Genomic DNA, 20,275 nt, shown 5'->3' on the forward strand with positions numbered 1-20,275 from the left:
CGCGGCTCACACGCCAGGACGGCGCCGAGCCCCGTTCAGCCCTGTCGTCGCACGCGGTGAGTTACACCGTTGTGACTCGATCGGGGGTCATCCCACGGTGACCCACGTTCATGCGCATCGAACCCGTCACCCCGAGGCCTTCTCTCTCGTTCCCACACTGACGCCCCACGCAACGCCCCCACGAAAGAGGATCACCGATGCGCGACGAGTCCAAGACGATCCGGGCGACGGCCATGTTCGAGCTCATCGCTCCGGACGCGCCCGTCGTGCCCGTGAAGGTCGAACTGTCCTACACGAGCCGCGACCCCTACGCCGTCCAGGCCTCGTTCAAGACCGGCCACGACACCACGGTCGACTGGGTCTTCGCCCGCGACCTGCTCGGCGACGGCCTGGTCGACTCCGCCGGCACCGGCGACGTCCGGGTGCAGCCGATGAGCGACGACCCGACCCGGATCGAGCTCGAGCTCACCTCCCCCTCGGGCCACGCCCTGTTCACCACCTCCGCGGCGACGCTGTCGGAGTTCCTGCAGGCGACCTACGACGCCGTGCCCGCCGCCGCCGAGTACTCGTGGCTCGACTTCGACGCCGCCCTCGCGGACCTGCTGGACACCACCGCCCGGGACTGAACCGAGGCACCCCACCACCGGGCGGAGCGCGTCTCCGCACGTGAGAGGACATCCGGTGGTGGAGAGAGGGGGCGGTCGGACCCCCCTCGGGGCGGGTGCTAATGTTCTCTCACCGCGCCGCGGACGGGCCTCACGGCCCGGGACGCGGTGCACGGTGCGGACGTAGCGCAGCTGGTAGCGCATCACCTTGCCAAGGTGAGGGTCGCGGGTTCGAATCCCGTCGTCCGCTCGGAGACTTCTCTTCCCACGCGCGATTAGCTCAGCGGGAGAGCACTACCTTGACACGGTAGGGGTCACTGGTTCAATCCCAGTATCGCGCACCATTTCCCAGATCCCCGGGGCCGCACGTCGGCCTCGGGGATCTTGCTTTTCCCGAACGTGACCGGATGGCCGACACGGCCCGCGAGAGGCCGGCAGCGCGCTCCCCCGGACGCCTCCGGCCGTCATAGCGCCGCCGACCTGGGCAGACGATCATCGGGTATCCCCTCGACAGCGGCCACGGACCGTGCGCTACTGTTCTCCCAACGCACCGGGAACTCGCGGAAACGCTTCGGGAACGGTGCGACATGCGGACGTAGCGCAGCTGGTAGCGCATCACCTTGCCAAGGTGAGGGTCGCGGGTTCGAATCCCGTCGTCCGCTCTGCCGGGCCGCGACAGCAGGCCGGTTTCCGGCGGCGTGGCCGAGTGGCTTAGGCAAGGGCCTGCAAAGCCCTGTACGCGGGTTCGATTCCCGCCGCCGCCTCGCGCGATTAGCTCAGCGGGAGAGCACTACCTTGACACGGTAGGGGTCACTGGTTCAATCCCAGTATCGCGCACCATGTCCCGGATCCCCGGGGCCGGAATCCCGGCCCCGGGGATTCTGCGTTTCCGGGCTCCGCGCCGAGGTCACCGCACCTGTTCCACCGGCCGCACCAGCACCTCGTTGACCGCCACGTGCCGCGGTCGGGTCACGATGTAGACGACGGCGTCGGCGATGTCGGCCGGCTGCAGCACCCCGCGCTCGCCCGTCGAGGTCACGTCCGGCGCGTACTGCGCATCCGAGGTCGTCATCTCCGAGGTGACGAGGCCGGGCTCCACGAGGCCCACCCGCACGTGGCGTTCGGCGTACTCCTGGCGCAGCGCCTCGCAGAACGCGCCGACCCCGTGCTTGGTGGCCGCGTAGACATTGCTGTGCGGGGAGGGGACCCGTCGTCCGGCCGCCGAGCTGATCGTCACCACGTCGGCGACGCCGCGCGGGCCACCGGCTGCCGACGCCAGGTGCGGCAGGGCCGCGTGCGTCGCCGACAGCACACCCATGAGGTTGACGTCGATCATCCTGCGCCAGTCCGCGACGTCGGCCTCGGCCGCCGGGCCCCAGGCCCCGACGCCGGCGTTGTTGACCAGCACGTCCAGCCCGCCGTGCTGCTCGACCACGGCCGCCACGGCGGCGTGCAGCGCGTCGTCGTCGGCGACGTCCACCGGGTGCACCGACGACCCCGGCAGCGAGTCCGCCAGCTCCTCGAGCCGCTCCCGGCGCCGGGCCAGCAGCGCCACCGTCGCACCCTCGGCCGACAGCGCCCGTGCGGTCGCCTCACCGATGCCGCTCGACGCTCCCGTCACGATCACCGTCGTCCCGTCCAACCGTCCGCTCATGACGGCGGTGTACCCGCACCCCGGGCGCAGTAATGATCATCGCCGGGGTGCGGCGCGGAGACCAGGATCCGGTGGGCTATCGTGGTCGGGCACGCACCGGGGACGGTGCGCATGCGGACGTAGCGCAGCTGGTAGCGCATCACCTTGCCAAGGTGAGGGTCGCGGGTTCGAATCCCGTCGTCCGCTCCACCTCACCCGGGGCGCCACCCGTTCCGGTGCCGCGCGAACCCACCTTCGGAGTCGATCACCTGTCCGGTGATCCAGGCCGCCTCGTCGGTGCACAACCAGGCGATTAGCCGGGCCGGGTCGTCCGGCTCACCGAACCGGCCGAACGGGAACATCGGGGCCATCTCGCGGAACGCGTCCGCGCCGAGGTAGCCGGTGTCGACCGGCCCCGGGTTCACCGTGTTGACCCGCAGCCGCCGGTCCGCGAGCTGGTCGGCCAGGGTCGGGGTGATCCCCGCGACGGCCGCCTTCGCCGCGGCGTAGGCCACCTCACCGGGCATCGGCCCGCGTGCCTGCCCCGAGGTGAGCAGGACGGCCGCGCCACCGGGACGGGTGTCGTCGTGCGCGTTCGCCCACGCCTGGACCAGCAGGATCGAGGCACGCGCGTCGACCGCCCAGTGCCGGTCCAGCTCCACGGACAGCTCCCCCAGCGGGCCGTCGGACCCCGACAGCGCCTGGTTGGCGACGAGCAGATCCACCGGCCCGGCGAGCTCACGGGCGGTGTCGAGCAGCCGCTGCGGCGCGGACGGGTCGGCGAGATCGGCGTGCACCCCGGCGACGGGCGCCGTCGCGTGCGTCCGCACCTCGGCCAGCACGTCGTCGACGTCGTCGGCGCCCCACGGCTGCGCCGCGTCGTGCGGGGCGAAGTGGTGCACGACCACGGCCGCGCCGTACGCGGCGAGCCGGCAGGCGGTCGCGTGCCCGATCCCGCCGCGACGGCCACCGCCGGTCACGAGCGCGGTCCGGCCGCGCAACGGCATCGGGTCCCGGCGCAGGGTGCTCACACCCCGACCCTGCCCGACCACGCCCCGGCCGCGCGAGGGAGAAAGTGGGCGGACCGGGCTCAGTGGCGGCCCGGACCCGCTGCGCCGTGGCTGAGGTGTGCGTGCTCGCTCTGCAGGCTGAACAGCGCGAGCGTCTCGGCGGGCCGGTCGTCGGCGCTGCCGATCCAGTGCGGTGTGCCGGTGTCGAACTCGACGACCTCGCCGGGGTCGAGGAGGTGCTCGGTGTCGTCGAGGACCAGCCGCACCCGGCCGTCGAGGACGTAGAACCACTCGTAGCCCTCGTGGGTCTGCAGGGCGGTCGTCGCGGACGCGGCCGCCGGAGGGTAGATCACCTTGAAGGCCTGGACCCCACCACCGCGCCGGGTCAGCGGGACGAACACCAGCCCGCGGTGACGCACCGGGCGCAGGTGGATGCGGGGATCGCCGGTCGGTGGTGCCTGCACCAGGTCGTCGAGCGGGACCCCGTGGGCCCGGGCCAGCGGCAGCAGCTGCTCCAGCGTCGGCCGCAGCTTTCCGGTCTCCAGCCGGGACAGCGTGCTCGCGGTCAGGGAGGTCTCCGCGGCGAGCTGGTCGAGGGTGGCGCCGCGGCGACGGCGCAGGTCCCGCAGCCGCGGGCCCACCCCGGCGAGCACGTCGCGTCCGGTGTCGTCCACACCGCCAGATTGCCGATCGGCAAGGTTCCTTGCAAGACGGAGCGGCGGGCCCGGCCTCTCGGAGAGGCAGGCATCAGCCCCGAGCCGTCTCCGGGGTGATCGCGCAACGCAGCCGTGCGGGCAGTGCCTGCGGGTCGGGCGCGCCGTCCTGGAGCCAGCGGGTCACCGCGCGGACGTCGTCGGTGCTGCGGACCGGGCCGACCGCGACCACCGGCGACTCGGGACGGGTGCGGGTCGCGTCGCAGGCCTGCACCAGCAGCATCAGCCCGGGCCGGCGGACCGCACAGACGCCCGGCCCGAGCCGGCACCCGGTGGTCACGAGCACCCCGTGGGCGCTGTCCTGCACCACCGCGCGCAGGCCCTCCACCAGCACCTCGTCGATGCCGGGCAGGGCCGCGACGGTGCCGTGCGCGTCCTCGTCGAATCCCGACGGCGCGTGGGCACAGGCCCCGCACCGGACCACCGTGAACCCGTCCACCGGCACCCCTTCCTGTAAACAGTAATCATTGTCGATTACTATGACGGTAACACCCGCGACGCAGGAGGAACACCGTGAAGCCCGGCATCCACCCCCCGTACGGCCCGGTCGTCTACCGCGACACGTCCACCGGCGACGAGTTCCTGACCCGGTCGACCGAAACCTCGCGCGAGACCGTCGAGTGGTCGGACGGGAACACCTATCCCCTGATCAAGGTGGACACGACCTCGGCGTCGCACCCGTTCTGGACGGGCAACGCGCGGGTGCTCGACGCCGCCGGCCAGGTCGAGAAGTTCCGCCGCCGCTTCGGGGAGCGCACGCGCGGCTGACCCCGCGTAGCGTCGCCGGCATGCGCCGCCGTCGCGAACGGGTCCAGGTCGTCACCGACCTGACCGAGCCGCTGGCGGTCGAGCACGGTCGTCGCATCCGGATCCGGCTCGTCGCGATGGCGGTGTGGATCGCGGGCTGGCTCGTCGCCGGCGCCCTGTGGCGCGACGGGTGGCTGGCCACCGCGATCCTGCTGGCCAGCGGCCCGGGAGTGTGGGTGCTGTGGCTGTTCGTCCCGTCCCGGGAGCGCGGACGGCGCGAACCGGTCGGCCGCCGGCCCCCGCGGGCACTGCCCGCGCCGCGGGAGCCGCGGGAGTGATCGGGTGGGCGGCCGCGGAGTTCCGCGACCACCCACCCCGGCATCCGGCGTCGTGGGCCGGAGGGTCATCCCGTTCTGCTGATCTCCACCATGTCCTCGCGCGGCACGACCTTCGTCCGCTCGCGGCCGCGCGCCTCGCCGAGGCTGCGCTCGTGCTTGTCGAGCGCGAGCCAGCCGCTCCAGGTCGTGTAGGCCACGCCCCGGCGCTCCAGCAGCGCCTCGACCTCCGCCGGATCGCGGCGGGGGGCCCGGGGCAGCTGCGGGGCGTCGGCCAGCAGGCTTGCGACGGTCTCCGACGCGCAGCCCTTGGTGTGCCCGATCAGCCCGACCGGTCCGCGCTTGATCCAGCCGACGGCGTAAACGCCGGGCAGCTCCTGGCCGTCGATGTCGTGCACCCGCCCCTTGCGGTGCGGCAGCACGCCGTGCTCGTGGTCGAACGGCAGATCGGCCAGGTGCGAGCCGGTGTAGCCGATCGCCCGGTAGACCGCACCGACCGGGAAATCGGTGAACCGGCCGGTGTCGCGGACGTCGCCGTGGCCGGTGTACTCGGTGCGCTCGATCCGGATGCCCTCGACGCGGTCGGTGCCGAGGATCCGCTCGGGGCGCGAGAGGAAGTGCAGGTGCACCCGGCGCGGATCGCCGCGCCGGTCGCGCAGCGCCCACCCCTGCAGGGTCCGCACCACCATCTCGACGTGCTTGGCGGAGCGGACCTCGGCGGCGGCGACGTCGTCGAACTCGACGTCGGCCGGGTCGACGATCACCTCGACACCCGGGACGTGGTCGAGCTCGCGCAGCTCCATCGGGCTGAACCGGGCGTGGGCGATCCCGCGACGGGCGAACACGTGCACGTCGGTGGCCGGGTTGCGGGAGAGCCCGGCGTGGACCGAGTCCGGGATCTCGGTGCTCGCCAGGTCCTCGGCGGTGCTCGCCAGGATCCGGGCGACGTCCAGGGCCACGTTCCCGGCACCGATCACCGCGACCGACGACGCGTCGAGCGTCCAGTCCCGGGGTACGTCGGGGTGGCCGTCGTACCATTGCACGAAGCTGGCGGCACCGTGGCTGCCCGGCAGGTCGATCCCGGGGACGTCGAGGTCCCGGTCCCGCTCGCAGCCGGTGGCCGCGACGACCGCGTCGTAGTGCTCGCGCAGGTCGGACAGGGTGATGTCGGTCCCGACGTGGACGTTGCCGAACAGCCGCACACCGGGGCGGTCCAGCACGCGGTGCAGGGCGTGCACGATCTGCTTGATCCGCGGGTGGTCCGGGGCGACGCCGTAGCGGACCAGCCCGAACGGTGCGGGCAGCTTCTCGAACAGGTCCACGGTGACGTCGGCGTCGGACTTCAGCAGGGTGTCGGCGGTGTAGACGGCGGCCGGACCGGCACCGATCACGGCGACGCGCAGCGCAGTCATCGTTCTCCTCGGGTGTCGACGGACCCCGAGGCTATAGCAAGGTAAGCCTTGCCTAACTATGATGCAGGCGACACCGTGCGCGGCAACTGGTCCGGGAAGTGCCCGCCGACCCGTTCGGAATGGCGTCGCCACTCCCGCGGGTAGCCCAGCGACACCTCGACGAACGGCACGCCGTCGACGGTGACCGTGCGCGGGATGTGCAGGTGACCGTGCACGACCGCCCGGGCCCGGTAGCGGCGGTGCCAGTCCGCCGTCGCCGTCGTCCCGCACCAGAGCGCGAACTCCGGGTACCACAGGACGTCGCAGGGCTCGCGGACCAGCGGCCAGTGGTTCACCAGGACGGTCGGCAGGTCCGGGTCGAGCGCGTCGAGGCGGGCGACGGTGGCGGCCACCCGGGCCGCGGACCACTCCGCCCGCGTCGCGTACGGGTCCGGGTGGAGCAGGTACTCGTCGGTGCAGACGACACCCGCGGCGTGGGCCGCGGCCAGCCCCTCCTCCGGGGTCGAGGTGCCGGCGGGCAGGAACGAGTAGTCGTAGGGCACGAACAGCGACGCGACGACGACCGGTCCGCCCGGCCCGTCCCACACCGGCCACGCGTCCTCCGGGGTCAGCACCCCGATCTCCCGGCAGCGGCGGACCAGCTCGTCGTAGCGGGCGACACCGGAGAGCCGCTCGACCGAGTCGGCCCGGACATTCTTGGCGCGGGTCCAGAGCTCGTGGTTGCCCGGTGTCCACAGCACCCGGGCGAAGCGGTCGCGCAGCGCGGCGAGCGTCGCGACGACGCTCTCGATCCGTTCGTCGACGTCACCTGCGACGATCAGCCAGTCGCCCGGGTGCGACGGGCGCAGCCCCGCGGCGATGTCACCGTTCTCCGCGTACCGCAGATGCAGGTCACTGACCGCGAGCAGGCGCGGCTCCCCGACGGCGGTCACCCGTCATTGGTACCCGGTGACACCGGGGCCACCCCCCGCCGGGGCGGCGAAACGCGCCTACCCGCGGTAACTTACCCCTGGTAGCTTCGGATTCGAGCTCGACGACGAGGCGGGGAGGCCGGCATGGCGGCATCGCGAGGCGTACGACGGTGGATCCGGTGGGTGCTGCGGCACGGGGCGATGCGCCAGGAGGTGACCCGCCAGGCGGGCAAGGGCGACCTGGGCGCCCACATGATCATCAGCCCGGAGGTGGTCCGGGACCCGTACCCGGCCTACGAGCAGATCCGTGGTCAGGGCCGGATGGTGCGCTCGGCCCTGACCTGGACCACGGTCGACCACGAGATCACCACCGAGGTGCTGCGCAGCCCCGACTTCTGCGTGGGCATGCGCATGCCGGAGAACGCCCCGGGCCTGCTGCGCGCGCTGCTCGCGGCGGGCGGGACCTGGCCGCTCGGGCCGGCCGAACCGCCGTCGCTGCTGGCGATCGACCCGCCGGACCACAACCGGATCCGGAAGCTGGTCACCCGCTCGTTCAGTGCCAAGGCGATCTCATCGCTGCGCGGACGCACCGAGGAGATCGCGGCGCAGCTGCTCGCGGACCTCGAGGCCCGGGCCGGCGCCGACCGGCGCACCGACGTCATCTCCGGCTACGCCTCGCTGCTGCCGGCCACGGTCATCACCGAGATGCTCGGCGCTCCGGTGGAGATGCGGGAGCAGTTCCTCGAGTGGGGCGCCGGCGGGGCCTACTCCCTGGACATGGGACTGGACTACGCGAAGTTCCGCCGGTCCGAGCGCGACATCGACGCGCTCACCGAGTGGATGGCCGAGCACTTCGAGCGGCTGCGCCGCGAGCCCAACGACTCCATCCTGTCCTCCCTGGTCGCCACCTACGACGAGGAGGAGGGCCGGCTCACCCACGACGAGCTGCTGTCGCTGGCGATGCTGCTGCTCGCCGCTGGGTTCGAGACGACGGTCAACCTGATCGGCAACGGCACCCGCCTGCTGCTGACCCACCCCGACGAGCTCGCCCGGCTGCAGGCCGACCCGGCACTGTGGCCGAACGCCGCCGACGAGATCCTGCGCTACGACTCCCCCGTCCAGCGGACCGCGCGCGTCGCCGCCCGCGACACCGAGGTGTGCGGGTTCCCGGTCGAGCGGGGCGCGCTGGTGGTCACCCACCTCGGCGGTGCGAACCGGGACCCGGAGGTGTTCGCCGACCCGGCCCGCTTCGACGTCGGGCGCGAGGGGGCTGACCGCCACGTCGCGTTCAGCCAGGGCATCCACTACTGCCTGGGTGCGGCACTGGCGAAGATGGAGGGCGAGGTCGGGCTCCGGGCGCTGTTCGACCGCTACCCCGACCTGCGTGCCGACGGCCCCGCCGAGCTGCGCGGGACCCGGGTGCTGCGCGGCTACCGGACGCTGCCGGTCCGCCTGGGCGACGCCCGGGTCCCCGTCGACGTCTGAGCTCAGGCCCGGTTGGTGGCGCTGGTGACCGTCGTCGTCACCAGGCTGATGATCGACATCCCGATGACGAGGTGGATCACCGCGGTGGCGATGCGGACCGTCCAGGGCTGCTCGGTGAGGATCAGCGGCGACACCGCGGCCAGCGCGGTGAGCAGCCCGGCGATCCAGCCGAAGTAGGACATGGGGCTGGGCACCGCGACCAGCAGCAGGTGCGCGAGGCCGGTGGCCGCGAGACCGGCGACCGCCGCCCAGCTCGCGAGGCTCTGCGCCGCGGCCCACCCGTCGAGCGGCTCGGAGACGGCCGGGGCCAGGTACGGGATCTGCAGCAGGACCTGCAGGATCAGCAGCCCCACCAGGGCGATCAGCGCGGCGGTCACCGCCGTCGCCACACCGCCGGCCCACAGCCGGCCGGGGTTCACCCCGCTGCGGGGACGCGGCCGGGCGGTCTCCCGGCTCATCTCTCGGGTGCGGTCGTCGGCCTCGGACATCGTCGTACTCCCCCGGTCGCGGACGGGCCGTGCGCGGCGTCGGTGCGGCGCCGCGCGGCGGTGACCACCCGCGCCGGGTGATCACCTGTGGTGGGCAGAAGACTACGCCCCGCGACGACGCCCCGTCCGCCCGCGGCGCAACGCGGCGAGTGCGGCCTCCGCGTCGGCGACCACCCGCTCGCCACGGCGTTCCAGGGCCTCCCCCGACTCGGCGCCTGAGCCCATGTTGCCCTGGGCGTACCGCGTCCAGACCCCGGCCCCGATGCAGGCGCAGCGCCAGTGCGCGAACGCCACCCAGTACGGCAGCTGGTCCAGCGCCCGCCCGGAGCGGGCGGCGTAGCGGGCGGCGACGAGGTCACGGTCGGGCCAGCCGGGCGCCGCGGTCGGGCCGCTGGTGATCGCCGGCAGGGTGTCGCCGGGACGCTCCCAGGACGCCAGCAGCCACCCGAGGTCGGCCAGCGGTTCCCCCAGGGCCGCCAGCTCCCAGTCGAAGACACCGGTGATCCGGCCGCCGCGGAACGACAGGTTGCCCGGCCGGTAGTCGCCGTGCGCGATCCGCGGACCGTCGGACGGCTCCGGCGGCATCGCCTCGACCAGTGCGGCGTGCGCGGCGTCGAGCGCGGCGAGGTCGGTGAACGCGCCGGCGTGCGCCTGCCGGTGCCAGCGGCGCAGCTGCCGCTCCAGGTAGCGGCCGGGCCGCGCCAGGTCGGCGAGCCCCACCTCGGTGGGGTCGACGGAGTGCAGTGCGGCGAGCACCTCGGCGGTGTCGAGACCGCAGGCCCGCCGTTCCGGTTCGGGGACGGCCTCGCCCGCGGCGCGGTCCCCCGGGACGACACCGTCGACCCAGCCCATCAGGTAGAAGCCGGCGCCGAGCACCGCGGTGTCCGTGCAGAGGGCGACCGGCTCCGGCACCGGGACCGCGGTGCCGGCCAGTGCGGTCAGGAAGCGCCACTCCCGGCCCATGTCGTGCGCGGTGGCGAGCACACCCCCGGTCGGTGGGCGGCGCAGTGCGTACGGCGTGCCGCGGGCGTCGGTGACCCGGAAGGTGAGGTTGGAGTGTCCGCCGGAGATCCGCTCCACGGCCACCGGGCCGTCGCCGAGCTCGACCTGCGGCACCTCGGCCGCCAGCCAGCGGGTCAGGGCGACCGGGTCCACCCCGTCGTGTGCGTCGGTCATCCCCCGATGCAACATGATCGCCCCCGCGCCGACCAGCCCCCGGACGGAGAACACCGGCACGTCCTCCGGGCCGGACCGCGCGACCAGTGGCACCGGCGGCCCCGGCGGCACGGCCCTGGGTTTCCCGGCACCGGCCGAGGCGTCCGCTCCTAGGACGGTGGCAGGACGAGCCGGGCCAGCAGGCGTTCGGCCTCCGCGGCCGGGTCCGCGGTGAGCCCGGTGTGCACTGGGCCGGGGCACACGATGGTGCTGCGGGCGGTGGTGAGGCGCCGGAAACGGCGTCCGATGTCCTCCCCCGCGCCGGGGCCGCGGGCGGCCAGCGCGCCGGTGGCGTGCCGGTCCGACCGCGGCGGCTCGGGCACCGCGGCGACCGCGGCCACGGTCGCCAGCAGCTCGTCGACGGCGTCGGCGTCGGCGGTCGGGTCGAGCGCGGCCAGCCGGGCACGGTCGAGGTGGACGCGCACCGCGAGGACGTCGCGGGCCCGGCAGTGCAGCAGCACCCCGGCGTTCATCGACTCCCCGCGTTCCACCCGCGGCACGACCCGCAGCAGCGCGTACTCGTAGGGGACGAGGTCGCTCACCGGCCCTCCCCGCCGCCGACGCCACCGATCCGCAGCCACGGTGGACGGCGGGGCGCCCGGTCGACCGGCCGGGGTCTGCCCGCGGCCACCGTCGCGGCGACGCCCGGCAACCAGTCCCCGCGTGCCGCGACCCGGGCCAGCAGGGCCTCGGCGTAGGCGGCACGGACGGCGTCGGGACCGCCGACGCCGTCGACGTCGGCGATCCACTCGTCGGGGACGAGTGCCAGCACCTCGTCGAGCAGGGCCGGGGTGACCTGCGGGGCGAGCGCGGCGTCGGCGGAGTCGAGGTCGGGGTGCGCACCGAGCAGCACGTGGTCGCCGGCGTCGAACGGACGGTGGGCGAACCGCGACGCGGCCGACCAGTCGTGGGCGAAGGTGAGCGTCGCGCCGTGGTCGATCAGGTAGGGCCTGCGGTGCCAGAGCAGCATGTTCGAGTTGCGCCAGGAGCGGTCGACGTTCCCGACGAGCGCGTCGAACCAGAGCACCCGCCCGGCGAACCCGGGCCCGACGTCGAACGCGACCGGGTCCAGGTCGAGCGCCCCCGGCAGGAAGTCGACGGCGAGGTTGAGCCCGTCGGAGTTCCGGAGCAGCTCCTGGACCTCCTCGTCGGGCTCGGTGCGCCCGAGCGTCCCGTCGACGACGATCGTCGCGATCCGCGGGACGGGCAGGCCCAGCGCGCGGGCGAGCTCCCCGGCGACGATCTCGTTGACCAGCACCGGACGGCCCTGCCCGGCGCCGGTGAACTTCACCGCGTAGGTGCCGAGGTCGTCGGCCTCCATCAGTCCGGGCAGCGACCCGCCCTCGCGCAGCGGGGTCACGTACCGGATCGCGGTCAGCCGGGGCAGGGCCCGCTTCTCGGTCGTCGGCTCCTGGCTCACCCGCGGAGGTTAGCGCCGGACGTGCGAACGGCCCGCACCCCGTGGCGTCGGGGTGCGGGCCGTGGTCGCGCTCGCCGGCCGGGCCGGTAGGAGGATCACCGGCCCGGCCGGCTCCGGGGCGCGCGGGCGGGCCGGGAGGTACGGGTCAGACCGAGACGGTCTGGCGCGGGATCGCCTGGGTCTGCTCCATGCGGCGGGCCGCCTGGCGGGCCAGGAGCTCGTCGACGCTGAACCGGCCCGGGCCGCTGGACATGAGGATCAGCGTGGCGCAGATGATCGTGCCGACCGGCGCCCAGCCGTTGTCGGCCATGAACAGGCCGTTCTTGCCGTGGACGAACCAGATCGCGCCGGCCATCACGAAGGTCATCAGTGCACCGGGGACGACCATGCGGACACCGAGGGCGACCGACAGCGAGAACACGAGCTCGACCACGATCGTGAACGACGCCGCGCCGATGGCCAGCGGGATGCCGAACTTCGCGAACACGGCGGCGGTGTCGAACAGACCGGCGTCGATCTTCTTCCACGAGTGCATGACCATGATGTAGGCCAGCAGCAGACGGGCGACGAGCAGCGCGACGTCGCGCGGGGTTCCGGTCAGGGAGCGGTACACGGTTCCTCCAGGAGCGAGTTGGTCACCGCGGGTGAGCTCGTCACCACGGAATGCACAAGACCTAAGCGCACGAACGTGCTACTCCGCCGAGTTCAGCAACTCTGCGCGACGAAATGGCCGCACGGCGCGACGAGGCGCACCGGACAGCCGGTCACCCGACCGGGGAGCGCTGCGGCCGGTGCGTCACGCGGTACGACCGGACGAGCGGTCGCCGCACGGGCGCATCACCGCAGGTCACGAGCACGGAGGGTCGCACCTTCCGGGCGGCCATCACCCGTATGTCGCAGTGGTTCGACGACCACTCCGCAGGGGGTCACCGACGGTCGTCACGTCGTGCAGCCCGGCGTTCCGGACGTGCCGCTCGTCCCGCGGATCGTCGCGTACGACGGGCGGTTCGCCCGAGCGGCCCAGCGACGCGCCCCGGCTCGTGCCGGCGCGCTCGCGCCGGGGTGCTGCGCCATGATGGCCGCGTGTCCGACACGAACAGCCACGACATCACGGCGACCACGGAATGGACGGCGCTGACCGAGCACGCGGCGGAGGTCGAACCCCGACACCTGCGGTCGCTGTTCGACGACGACCCCGACCGCGCCGCCGCCCTCACCGCCACCGGCGCCGACCTGGTGCTCGACTACTCCAAGCACCGCATCACCCGAGACACCGTCGGTCTGCTGACGGACCTGGCGCGCGCGGCCGGACTGCCCGCGCGCATCGAGGCGATGTTCACCGGTGAGCACGTGAACACCTCCGAGGACCGGGCGGTCCTGCACACGGCCCTGCGGCTGCCGCGGGACGCGTCGCTCACCGTCGACGGCCAGGACGTCGTCGCCGACGTGCACGCCGTGCTGGACCGGATGGGCGAGTTCACCGACGCCGTCCGCTCCGGGGCGTGGACCGGGTTCACCGGGCAGAGGATCCGCACCGTGGTCAACATCGGCATCGGTGGCTCCGACCTGGGCCCGGTCATGGCCTACGAGGCGCTGCGGGACTACGCCCAGCGCGACCTCGAGTGCCGGTTCGTGTCCAACATCGACCCGACCGACCTGTACGAGAAGACCCGCGACCTCGACCCGGCGACGACCCTGTTCGTCGTCTCGTCGAAGACGTTCACCACGCAGGAGACGCTCACCAACGCCCGCAACGCGCGGTCCTGGCTGCTGTCCGGGCTTGGGACGGACGACACCGGAGCGGTCGCGAAGCACTTCGCCGCGGTCTCCACGAACGCCGAGAAGGTGGCGGAGTTCGGCATCTCCACCGACAACATGTTCGGGTTCTGGGACTGGGTGGGCGGGCGCTACTCGGTGGACTCGGCGATCGGCCTGTCGCTGATGTGCGCGATCGGCCGCGAGCACTTCGCGGAGTTCCTCGCCGGCATGCACGCCATGGACGAGCACTTCCGCCACACCCCGCTCGAGCAGAACCTGCCGGTGATCTCCGGGCTGCTCGGCGTCTGGTACTCGAACTTCTTCGGCGCCGACACCCGCGCGGTGCTGCCGTACTCGCAGTACCTGCACCGGCTGCCGGCCTACCTGCAGCAGCTCACCATGGAGTCCAACGGCAAGTCGGTGCGCGGTGACGGCACCCCGGTCACCACGACCACCGGCGAGATCTTCTGGGGCGAGCCGGGCACCAACGGCCAGCACGCGTTCTACCAGCTGCTGCACCAGGGCACCCGGCTCGTGCCGTGCGACTTCATCGGCTTCGCCCGTCCGCACCACGACCTGCCCGGCGAGGACGCGGCCGACTCCCACGACCTGTTCATGGCGAACCTGTTCGCCCAGTCCGCGGCGCTGGCGTTCGGCAAGACCGCCGCGGAGATCGAGGCCGAGGGCACCCCGGCCGACGTCGTGCCGCACAAGGTGATGCCGGGCAACCGGCCGTCGTCGACGGTCCTGGCCGAGAAGCTGACCCCGTCGGTGCTGGGGCAGATCATCGCCTTCTACGAGCACGTCACCTTCGTCGAGGGCACGATCTGGGGCATCGACTCCTTCGACCAGTGGGGGGTCGAGCTCGGCAAGGTCATGGCCAAGCAGTTCGGGCCCGCGCTCTACGGCGCGAACCCGCCGGACGCCGCCGAGTCCGGTCTCGACGCGTCCACCGCCGCGCTGATCGGTCGCTACCGCGCCTGGCGCGGTCGCTGAGACCCCTCGCCCGGCGGGGCCCCGTCCCGCCGGGCGAGAATCGCCCGGTGAACGATCCACGGTCGGCCCCGCTGCGGGCCCGCGTCACCGGTCCGGTCGCTGCGGCCCTGCTCCTGCTCGCCGGGGTGCTGATCGCCCTGGCAGCGACGGGGGTGCTGCAGAGCGGTGACACCGAGACCGCGATCGGACTCGCCGCGGACCGGATCCCGGGGGTCACGGTGGTGGCGCTGGTGGTCACCGAGCTCGGGAACACCGTCGGCAGCACCGCGGTCGCCCTGGTCGGCGCGGCCGTGCTCGCGCTGCGCGGCCGGGCCGCCGAGGGGCTGTGCCTGGCCGCGGTGCCGCTCGTCGCGAGCGTGGTGTTCACGGTGATCAAGCAGCTGCTCGACCGGGCCCGCCCACCCGCGGACCTGCAGGTCACCTTCATCGCGAACGAGTCCCTGCCCTCCGGACACGCGACGATGGTCGCCGCCGCCTGGACGGCGCTGGTGCTCGTGCTGTGGCCGGTACTGCGCCCGCGCGGCCGGGTGCTGCTCACCGCGTTCGCGGTGCTGTGGGCCGGAGCCGTCGGGTTCACCCGCATCTACCTGGGTGTGCACTGGCTGTCCGACGTGCTCGCCGGATGGACGCTCGGGGCGGCGCTCGCGTTCACCGGGGTGACGGTGCTGTCGCTGGTCCTCTACCGGCGGACCCGGCGACGGGACGTCACCGCGGCCTGACCCGGCCACCGGCGCCGGTCAGGCCCCGGGGTCGGCGTCCGGTGTCCCGGCGCCGGTCAGGGCGCCGGTGACGCGCGTGGCCCGCTCCCCCGCCGCGGCGAGGGTGCGGGCGTGGTCGTGCCAGGCACCGATGTCCTCGCGCAGCCACGCCGCGCGCAGTGCCTCCGTCGCCGTCGTCCACTGCCGCAGCAGCGCGACCCCCTCGGCGGCGCCCGCGGCCTTCCGGTGCGTGCGCAGCGCACCGGTCATCGCGAGCACGGCACGCGTCGCGGTCGCGACCTTCCCGGTGATCTCGATCGGCACCGGGAGTCCCGCCGTGGCCTGGGCGACGGCGGCGGCGCGGGTCAGCAGCAGCACCGCGGCCACCACCGCGACCAGCACGACGACCGCCGTCGCCCAGAACGCCGCGCCCGCCACCGGGGTGAACGCGAGCACCAGCACGACGAGCAGCAGCGCGGGGACCGCCCACCGGACCCCGCGGGCGGTCCGGGCCAGGAGGTGGGCCCGGCGCTGGACCCCGGGGTCGGGTGGGGTGTCGTCGGCGCGCACGAGGCCGCGGTCGACGTACAGCAGAGCGGTGTCGGACGCGTCCGGCATGGGGTGATTGTGCACGGCTCCCGGGAGGACGGAACCGCGGGATTCGCGTACCCGGTGAGCGAGCTCGCCGACGTCACGTCCGGCCGTGGGGACGGGGCGGGCACGTGCGGTCGCTCCGCCCGGGTTCAGACCTGCTCCCGCGGGCACCACCAGGTCGACCGCCCGCCGACGGTCCCGTGCACCATCTCCGTCCCGCAGCGCGGGCAGTGCCCGCCCGGACGCCGGTGCTCGACGACCTCACCGGTGTGGACGCCGCCGTGGGCGATGGCCCGCTCCAGCGCGCGGCCGAGGTCGCGGTGCAGCCGATCCAGGTCGGCGCGGGTCAGGTCGCGGACCGGGGCCGTCGGCGAGATCCTCGCCTGCCACAGTGTCTCGTCGGCCAGCAGGTTCCCGACGCCGGCCAGCACGGACTGGTCGAGCAGCCGGGCCTTCACCGCCGACGTGCCGCGCAGCAGGCGTTCGCGGAACTCGGCGGGGTCGATGCCCTCGGCGTCGGGTCCGAGGCCGGACAGGTCGGGGTCGAGCCGGACCCGGCCGAGACGGCGCTTGTCGAACAGCCGGAGCTGCCCGCCGTCGTCGAAGGTCAGGGTGAACCGGTCCCACTCGGCCTTGCGCGGCTGCCGGTCGAGGCGGGCGGGGCCGCCGCCGATGCGCTCACCGTCGGAGTCGGTGACCACGATCCGTCCGCCCATCCCGAGATGCACGCCGAGCGCGGGCCCCGCCTCGCCGTCGGCGGTCTCGGTGTCGCACCACATGGTCTTGCCGATCCGGTTCGCCCGGGTGAGCCGCCCGCCCTTCAGCGCCGAGGCGATGTCACCGGGCCGGTGCGGGCGGCAGACCCAGTCGTCGCGGTCGTCGACGGCGGTGATCGTGCGGCCGACGGCCTCGGCGAGGACGGTGCGTGCGTTCTCCACCTCGGGCAGCTCCGGCATGACGGTCAGTGTGGCGTGGCCGGGGAACACGCGCGCGCCGGTCCGTCGTTGGGGCCGGTGTGACTGCTGGTGAACGGATGAAGGTGCGGGCGCCCGAACTGCGCGGACGGCGGTGGCTCAACACCGGCGGCGAGGACGTGACCCTCGCCGGGCTGCGCGGGCGGATCGTGGTGCTCGACTTCTGGACGTTCTGCTGCGTCAACTGCCTGCACGCGCTCGACGAGCTGCGGCCCCTGGAGGCCGAGTTCGGCGACGTCCTGACGATCATCGGGGTGCACTCGCCGAAGTTCGTGCACGAGGCGGACCCGGCCGCCGTCGAGGCCGCGGTGGAGCGCTACGACGTCACCCACCCCGTCCTCGACGATCCCGAGCTCACCACCTGGGACGCCTACGCCGCCCGCGCCTGGCCGACCCTGGCCGTCGTCGACCCGGACGGGTTCGTCGTCGCCCGGATGGCGGGCGAGGGCCACGGCCCCGGCCTGGCCGCGCTGGTCCGGGAGCTGGTCGCCACGCACGGCGACCGGCTGCGCCGCGGGGACGACCCGTACGTCCCGCCGCCCGCGCCGGACACCGCGCTGCGCTTCCCCGGCTCGGCCGTCGCGCTGCCCGGCGGCACGTTCCTCGTGTCCGACACCGCCCACCACCAGCTCGTCGAGCTGGCGGGCGACCTGGAGACCGAGGTGCGGCGGATCGGGGCCGGGGAGCGCGGGTTCGCCGACGGCGCGGCGTCGGCGGCGCGGTTCTCCGAGCCGCAGGGGCTGCTGGTCCTCCCCTCCGGCGACGCCGTCCTGGTCGCCGACACCGTCAACCACGCGGTCCGGCGGGTCGACCTGGCCGACGGCACCGTGTCCACCCTGGCCGGGACCGGTGAGCAGCTGCGCGAGCGGGTCGCGGTGGGCGCCACGTCGACGCTGCTGTCCTCGCCGTGGGACCTCGCGTGGTGGGGCGGCACGGTCGTCGTCGCCATGGCGGGCCCGCACCAGCTGTGGACCCTCGACCCCGCCACCGGCGAGGCCCGGGTGCTGGCCGGGACCACCACCGAGGGGCTGCGCGACGGGGCGTTCGACGAGGCGTTCTTCGCCCAGCCCTCCGGGCTCGCGGTGGGCCCCGACGGGACGCTGTGGGTCGCCGACTCCGAGATCTCCGCGCTGCGACGGATCGGGGACGGCCCCGGGGCCGCGGTCGCGACGGCCGTCGGGCAGGGGCTGTTCGAGTTCGGGCACCGCGACGGCCCGGCCGCGCAGGCGCTGCTGCAGCACCCGCTCGGGGTGACCGTGCTGCCCGACGGCTCGGTCGCCGTCGCCGACACCTACAACGGTGCCGTGCGCCGGTTCGACCCGGCCACGAACCGGGTCTCGACGCTGGCCGAGGGGCTCGCCGAACCGTCGGACCTGCTCGTCGACGGCGAGACACTGGTCGTCGTCGAGTCCGCGGCGCACCGGCTGGTGCGGCTGCCCGTCCCGGCCGGGTCGCTCGTGGCCGGCGACGCCCACGTCGTCCGGCGTACCCCGACGACGCTCGCCCCGGACGTGACGCTGCGGATCGGGTTCACCCCGCCCACCGGCCAGCACCTCGACGACCGCTACGGCGACCCGACGTCGCTGACCGTGGTCGCCGACCCGCCGTCGCTGCTGCGGGGCGGCGGCGGCACCGCGACCGGGCTGACCCGCGAGCTGCGTCTGGACCCGTCCGTCGGCGCCGGGGTGCTGCAGGTCGCGGTGACCGCGGCGGCCTGCGACGACCCGTCGGACGGGTTCGCCGCCTGCCACCGCTACCAGCAGGACTGGGGCATCCCGGTGACCGTCGGCGACGACGGCCCGGCCGAGCTGGAGCTCGACCTGCGGTCGGTCTAGTACTGCAACGGCAGTTGATCAGCTCGGGGGTCGTTCGCCGCGTCGGCGGTAGTGGCAGTCGCGGGCCTGTTGTTGGCGTTCACGGCGCCAGGTCGACCAGTGCATGACGTGGTCGATGCAGGTGAGCGGGGTGAAGGCGAGCGCGGCGAGGAGACGGCGGATCTCGTTGCCCGACAGCTGAATCAATGCGCGCCGGCTGGCTGAGGATCCCCCTTTTCGGCCTCGCGTGCGTGTTCGGCGGCGCGGGTGACGGCGAGGTAGGCCGCGGTGAGCATGGCCAGGGTGATGTGGGCGTGCCAGGCTCGGTAGGAGCGGACTTGGTAGTGGTCGAGGCCGGCCTCGTTCTTCGCGGTCTGGAAGCATTCCTCAATCGCCCACCGCGCCCCGGCGACTCGAACGAGGTCGCGCAGCGGCGTGTTCGCCGGGGCGGCGCAGCGGTAGAACGCCAGCTCACGGATGGTCTTGCCCTCTGCGGGCTCGGTCTGGCGGCGCACCAGCAGCCAGTGCCCCCAACCCGCCGGGAGGCCGTCGATGGCCAGCGCAACCGCGGTCCAGTCATAGACCCGCATCCCGTGCGCGCCCGGCCCGATCGCGCGGCGCTCCCACCCGTCGTGCCCGGTGTCGAGATCACGCGCCCCGGCGATCGTGGCCAGGGCCTTGGCCGGGCGACGATTCCCGTCCGGGCTGGTGAGCATGTCGTCATTGCGGGTGGCCAACACGAACGGGATCTCCCGCTCGGTGAGCCAGTCGCGAAAGCCCGGGTTCTGCCCGTAGACCTCGTCCGCGGTCACCCACGACCCGGACGTGAGTGCCCCAGCGGCGTACGTGCGGGCCAGCATCGCCGTCCCCAGCTGCGGTTTCGTGGCGAACTCGACGTCATCGGGGACATCCGCGCGCTCGCAGCGTTCGCGGTCCTCGGTCCACGAGGTCGGCAGGTAGAGCTCCCGGTCGATCAACGCCCGCCCCCGCTTCGAGGCGTAGGCCAGGAACACACCGAGCTGACAGTTGTCGATCTTCCCGCTGGTGCCGGTGTACTGGCGCTGCACCCCGGCCGAACACAGGCCCTTCTTGATGAACCCGGTCTCGTCCACGATGAACACCCCCGACGCGGTGTCGGTGAGATGTTGCAGGACGTAGCCGCGCAGGTCGTCGCGGACCCCGTCGACGTCCCAGTCCGCGGTGCGCAGCAGCCGCTGCATCCCGTCCGGCGACATCGCCCCGGCGTGTTCGGCGAGGGTCCAGCCGTTCTTCCGCTCGAGCCCCGCGAGCAGGCCTCGCAGGTAGGTTCCGACCCGCCGGCGCGGCTCGACCCTGCGGAAACGGCCAGAGATCAGCTCCACCACCGCATCCAACGAGGCCACCCACCCGGCAAGATCAACCACGCGGTGATCATCACCGCCGAACGGCCGTCAGCCTCTCACCACACGCCGAACTGCCGTTACAGTA

General features: G+C 73.6%; 22 protein-coding genes and 6 tRNA genes. 13 read left to right on the forward strand and 15 right to left on the reverse strand.

The features are described 5' to 3' along the window. The first annotated feature begins 197 nt into the window (after positions 1–197). The 6 genes from Ae717Ps2_RS15980 to Ae717Ps2_RS16005 all read left to right on the forward strand — a co-directional run bounded on the left by Ae717Ps2_RS15980 (position 198) and on the right by Ae717Ps2_RS16005 (position 1,445). Complete coding sequence (locus Ae717Ps2_RS15980) at positions 198–626, forward strand: SsgA family sporulation/cell division regulator (RefSeq protein WP_020624097.1); 429 nt, start codon at positions 198–200, stop codon at positions 624–626. Positions 627–782: 156 nt separating this feature from the next. Continuing rightward, a tRNA-Gly gene (locus Ae717Ps2_RS15985) sits at positions 783–855 on the forward strand. A gap of 19 nt (positions 856–874) precedes the next feature. Next, positions 875–949: transfer RNA gene (locus Ae717Ps2_RS15990), tRNA-Val, on the forward strand. 245 nt (positions 950–1,194) lie between these two features. Next, positions 1,195–1,267 (forward strand) — tRNA-Gly (locus Ae717Ps2_RS15995). A gap of 30 nt (positions 1,268–1,297) precedes the next feature. Continuing rightward, a tRNA-Cys gene (locus Ae717Ps2_RS16000) sits at positions 1,298–1,369 on the forward strand. Position 1,370: 1 nt separating this feature from the next. After that, positions 1,371–1,445, forward strand: a tRNA-Val gene (locus Ae717Ps2_RS16005). 67 nt (positions 1,446–1,512) lie between these two features. Here the strand turns inward: Ae717Ps2_RS16005 and Ae717Ps2_RS16010 are convergent. Then, positions 1,513–2,259 carry an SDR family oxidoreductase gene (locus Ae717Ps2_RS16010; protein WP_075333559.1) on the reverse strand — a complete coding sequence of 249 codons (747 nt, stop codon included), beginning with the start codon at positions 2,257–2,259 and terminating at the stop codon, positions 1,513–1,515. 113 nt (positions 2,260–2,372) lie between these two features. Between Ae717Ps2_RS16010 and Ae717Ps2_RS16015 the strand changes: the two genes are divergently transcribed. Beyond that, positions 2,373–2,448, forward strand: a tRNA-Gly gene (locus Ae717Ps2_RS16015). 2 nt (positions 2,449–2,450) lie between these two features. Here the strand turns inward: Ae717Ps2_RS16015 and Ae717Ps2_RS16020 are convergent. The 3 genes from Ae717Ps2_RS16020 to Ae717Ps2_RS35240 form a co-directional block, all read right to left on the reverse strand. After that, positions 2,451–3,269: an SDR family oxidoreductase gene (locus Ae717Ps2_RS16020; protein ID WP_198932197.1), complete on the reverse strand. Its 819-nt coding sequence runs from the start codon at positions 3,267–3,269 to the stop codon at positions 2,451–2,453. A 59-nt stretch (positions 3,270–3,328) separates the two neighbouring features. After that, positions 3,329–3,922, reverse strand: coding sequence for a helix-turn-helix domain-containing protein (locus tag Ae717Ps2_RS16025; RefSeq protein WP_075307031.1), 594 nt, complete (start codon positions 3,920–3,922; stop codon positions 3,329–3,331). 73 nt (positions 3,923–3,995) lie between these two features. Next, positions 3,996–4,400 carry a hypothetical protein gene (locus Ae717Ps2_RS35240; protein WP_139318757.1) on the reverse strand — a complete coding sequence of 135 codons (405 nt, stop codon included), beginning with the start codon at positions 4,398–4,400 and terminating at the stop codon, positions 3,996–3,998. 74 nt (positions 4,401–4,474) lie between these two features. Here Ae717Ps2_RS35240 and Ae717Ps2_RS16035 point away from each other — a divergent pair, with 74 nt between their 5' ends. Continuing rightward, on the forward strand, positions 4,475–4,729 hold the full coding sequence (locus tag Ae717Ps2_RS16035) for a type B 50S ribosomal protein L31 (RefSeq protein ID WP_020624102.1): 255 nt from the start codon (positions 4,475–4,477) through the stop codon (positions 4,727–4,729). 20 nt (positions 4,730–4,749) lie between these two features. Further along, positions 4,750–5,046, forward strand: a complete 297-nt coding sequence (locus Ae717Ps2_RS16040; RefSeq protein WP_075307032.1) for a hypothetical protein — start codon at positions 4,750–4,752, stop codon at positions 5,044–5,046. Positions 5,047–5,111: 65 nt separating this feature from the next. On the opposite strand, the gene Ae717Ps2_RS16045 is transcribed toward Ae717Ps2_RS16040, so the two are convergent. Continuing rightward, positions 5,112–6,455: an FAD-dependent oxidoreductase gene (locus tag Ae717Ps2_RS16045; RefSeq protein WP_020624104.1), complete on the reverse strand. Its 1,344-nt coding sequence runs from the start codon at positions 6,453–6,455 to the stop codon at positions 5,112–5,114. 56 nt (positions 6,456–6,511) lie between these two features. Further along, positions 6,512–7,387, reverse strand: coding sequence for a metallophosphoesterase (locus Ae717Ps2_RS16050; protein ID WP_075333560.1), 876 nt, complete (start codon positions 7,385–7,387; stop codon positions 6,512–6,514). Positions 7,388–7,510: 123 nt separating this feature from the next. Here Ae717Ps2_RS16050 and Ae717Ps2_RS16055 point away from each other — a divergent pair, with 123 nt between their 5' ends. Next, positions 7,511–8,851 carry a cytochrome P450 gene (locus Ae717Ps2_RS16055; RefSeq protein WP_043278555.1) on the forward strand — a complete coding sequence of 447 codons (1,341 nt, stop codon included), beginning with the start codon at positions 7,511–7,513 and terminating at the stop codon, positions 8,849–8,851. A gap of 2 nt (positions 8,852–8,853) precedes the next feature. Here the strand turns inward: Ae717Ps2_RS16055 and Ae717Ps2_RS16060 are convergent, their stop codons facing one another. From Ae717Ps2_RS16060 to Ae717Ps2_RS16080, 5 genes are all read right to left on the reverse strand, one after another. Further along, the gene (locus Ae717Ps2_RS16060) at positions 8,854–9,339 is read right to left on the reverse strand and encodes a DUF6069 family protein (RefSeq protein ID WP_075307034.1); all 486 of its coding nucleotides are present in this window, start codon (positions 9,337–9,339) and stop codon (positions 8,854–8,856) included. 102 nt (positions 9,340–9,441) lie between these two features. Continuing rightward, a complete protein-coding gene (locus Ae717Ps2_RS16065) occupies positions 9,442–10,569 on the reverse strand; it encodes a phosphotransferase family protein (RefSeq protein WP_233147584.1) in 1,128 nt (375 codons plus the stop codon). Positions 10,570–10,664: 95 nt separating this feature from the next. Continuing rightward, entirely contained in the window at positions 10,665–11,096 is a 432-nt protein-coding gene (locus Ae717Ps2_RS16070; RefSeq protein ID WP_083695807.1) for a DUF3037 domain-containing protein, read from the reverse strand. Next, a complete protein-coding gene (locus tag Ae717Ps2_RS16075; protein WP_075307036.1) occupies positions 11,093–11,974 on the reverse strand; it encodes a HipA family kinase in 882 nt (293 codons plus the stop codon). Before Ae717Ps2_RS16075 ends, Ae717Ps2_RS16070 begins: the two co-directional genes overlap by 4 nt. A 145-nt stretch (positions 11,975–12,119) precedes the next feature. After that, positions 12,120–12,587 carry a DoxX family protein gene (locus Ae717Ps2_RS16080; protein ID WP_075307037.1) on the reverse strand — a complete coding sequence of 156 codons (468 nt, stop codon included), beginning with the start codon at positions 12,585–12,587 and terminating at the stop codon, positions 12,120–12,122. Positions 12,588–13,057: 470 nt separating this feature from the next. On the opposite strand from Ae717Ps2_RS16080, the gene pgi reads away from it, so the two are divergent. Together pgi and Ae717Ps2_RS16090 are read left to right on the forward strand one after the other, a co-directional pair. Continuing rightward, positions 13,058–14,728: a glucose-6-phosphate isomerase gene (pgi, locus tag Ae717Ps2_RS16085; protein WP_075307038.1), complete on the forward strand. Its 1,671-nt coding sequence runs from the start codon at positions 13,058–13,060 to the stop codon at positions 14,726–14,728. 47 nt (positions 14,729–14,775) lie between these two features. Continuing rightward, on the forward strand, positions 14,776–15,447 hold the full coding sequence (locus Ae717Ps2_RS16090; protein WP_075333561.1) for a phosphatase PAP2 family protein: 672 nt from the start codon (positions 14,776–14,778) through the stop codon (positions 15,445–15,447). 18 nt (positions 15,448–15,465) lie between these two features. On the opposite strand, the gene Ae717Ps2_RS16095 is transcribed toward Ae717Ps2_RS16090, so the two are convergent. Together Ae717Ps2_RS16095 and Ae717Ps2_RS16100 are read right to left on the reverse strand one after the other, a co-directional pair. Continuing rightward, a complete protein-coding gene (locus Ae717Ps2_RS16095; RefSeq protein ID WP_075307041.1) occupies positions 15,466–16,044 on the reverse strand; it encodes a hypothetical protein in 579 nt (192 codons plus the stop codon). Positions 16,045–16,169: 125 nt separating this feature from the next. Beyond that, positions 16,170–16,976, reverse strand: a complete 807-nt coding sequence (locus tag Ae717Ps2_RS16100; RefSeq protein ID WP_075334289.1) for an Fpg/Nei family DNA glycosylase — start codon at positions 16,974–16,976, stop codon at positions 16,170–16,172. A gap of 77 nt (positions 16,977–17,053) precedes the next feature. Here Ae717Ps2_RS16100 and Ae717Ps2_RS16105 point away from each other — a divergent pair, with 77 nt between their 5' ends. After that, positions 17,054–18,829, forward strand: a complete 1,776-nt coding sequence (locus Ae717Ps2_RS16105) for an NHL domain-containing thioredoxin family protein (RefSeq protein WP_075307043.1) — start codon at positions 17,054–17,056, stop codon at positions 18,827–18,829. Positions 18,830–18,847: 18 nt separating this feature from the next. Here Ae717Ps2_RS16105 and Ae717Ps2_RS38310 read toward each other — a convergent pair whose 3' ends face one another. Both Ae717Ps2_RS38310 and Ae717Ps2_RS16110 read right to left on the reverse strand, forming a co-directional pair. Next, on the reverse strand, positions 18,848–19,015 hold the full coding sequence (locus Ae717Ps2_RS38310) for a hypothetical protein (protein WP_170917006.1): 168 nt from the start codon (positions 19,013–19,015) through the stop codon (positions 18,848–18,850). Then, complete coding sequence (locus tag Ae717Ps2_RS16110; protein WP_075332982.1) at positions 19,012–20,211, reverse strand: IS701 family transposase; 1,200 nt, start codon at positions 20,209–20,211, stop codon at positions 19,012–19,014. The genes Ae717Ps2_RS38310 and Ae717Ps2_RS16110 overlap by 4 nt, the downstream gene beginning before the upstream one ends. Positions 20,212–20,275 lie beyond the last annotated feature (64 nt).

Source organism: Pseudonocardia sp. Ae717_Ps2, from assembly GCF_001932475.1.
Lineage (GTDB): Bacteria > Actinomycetota > Actinomycetes > Mycobacteriales > Pseudonocardiaceae > Pseudonocardia.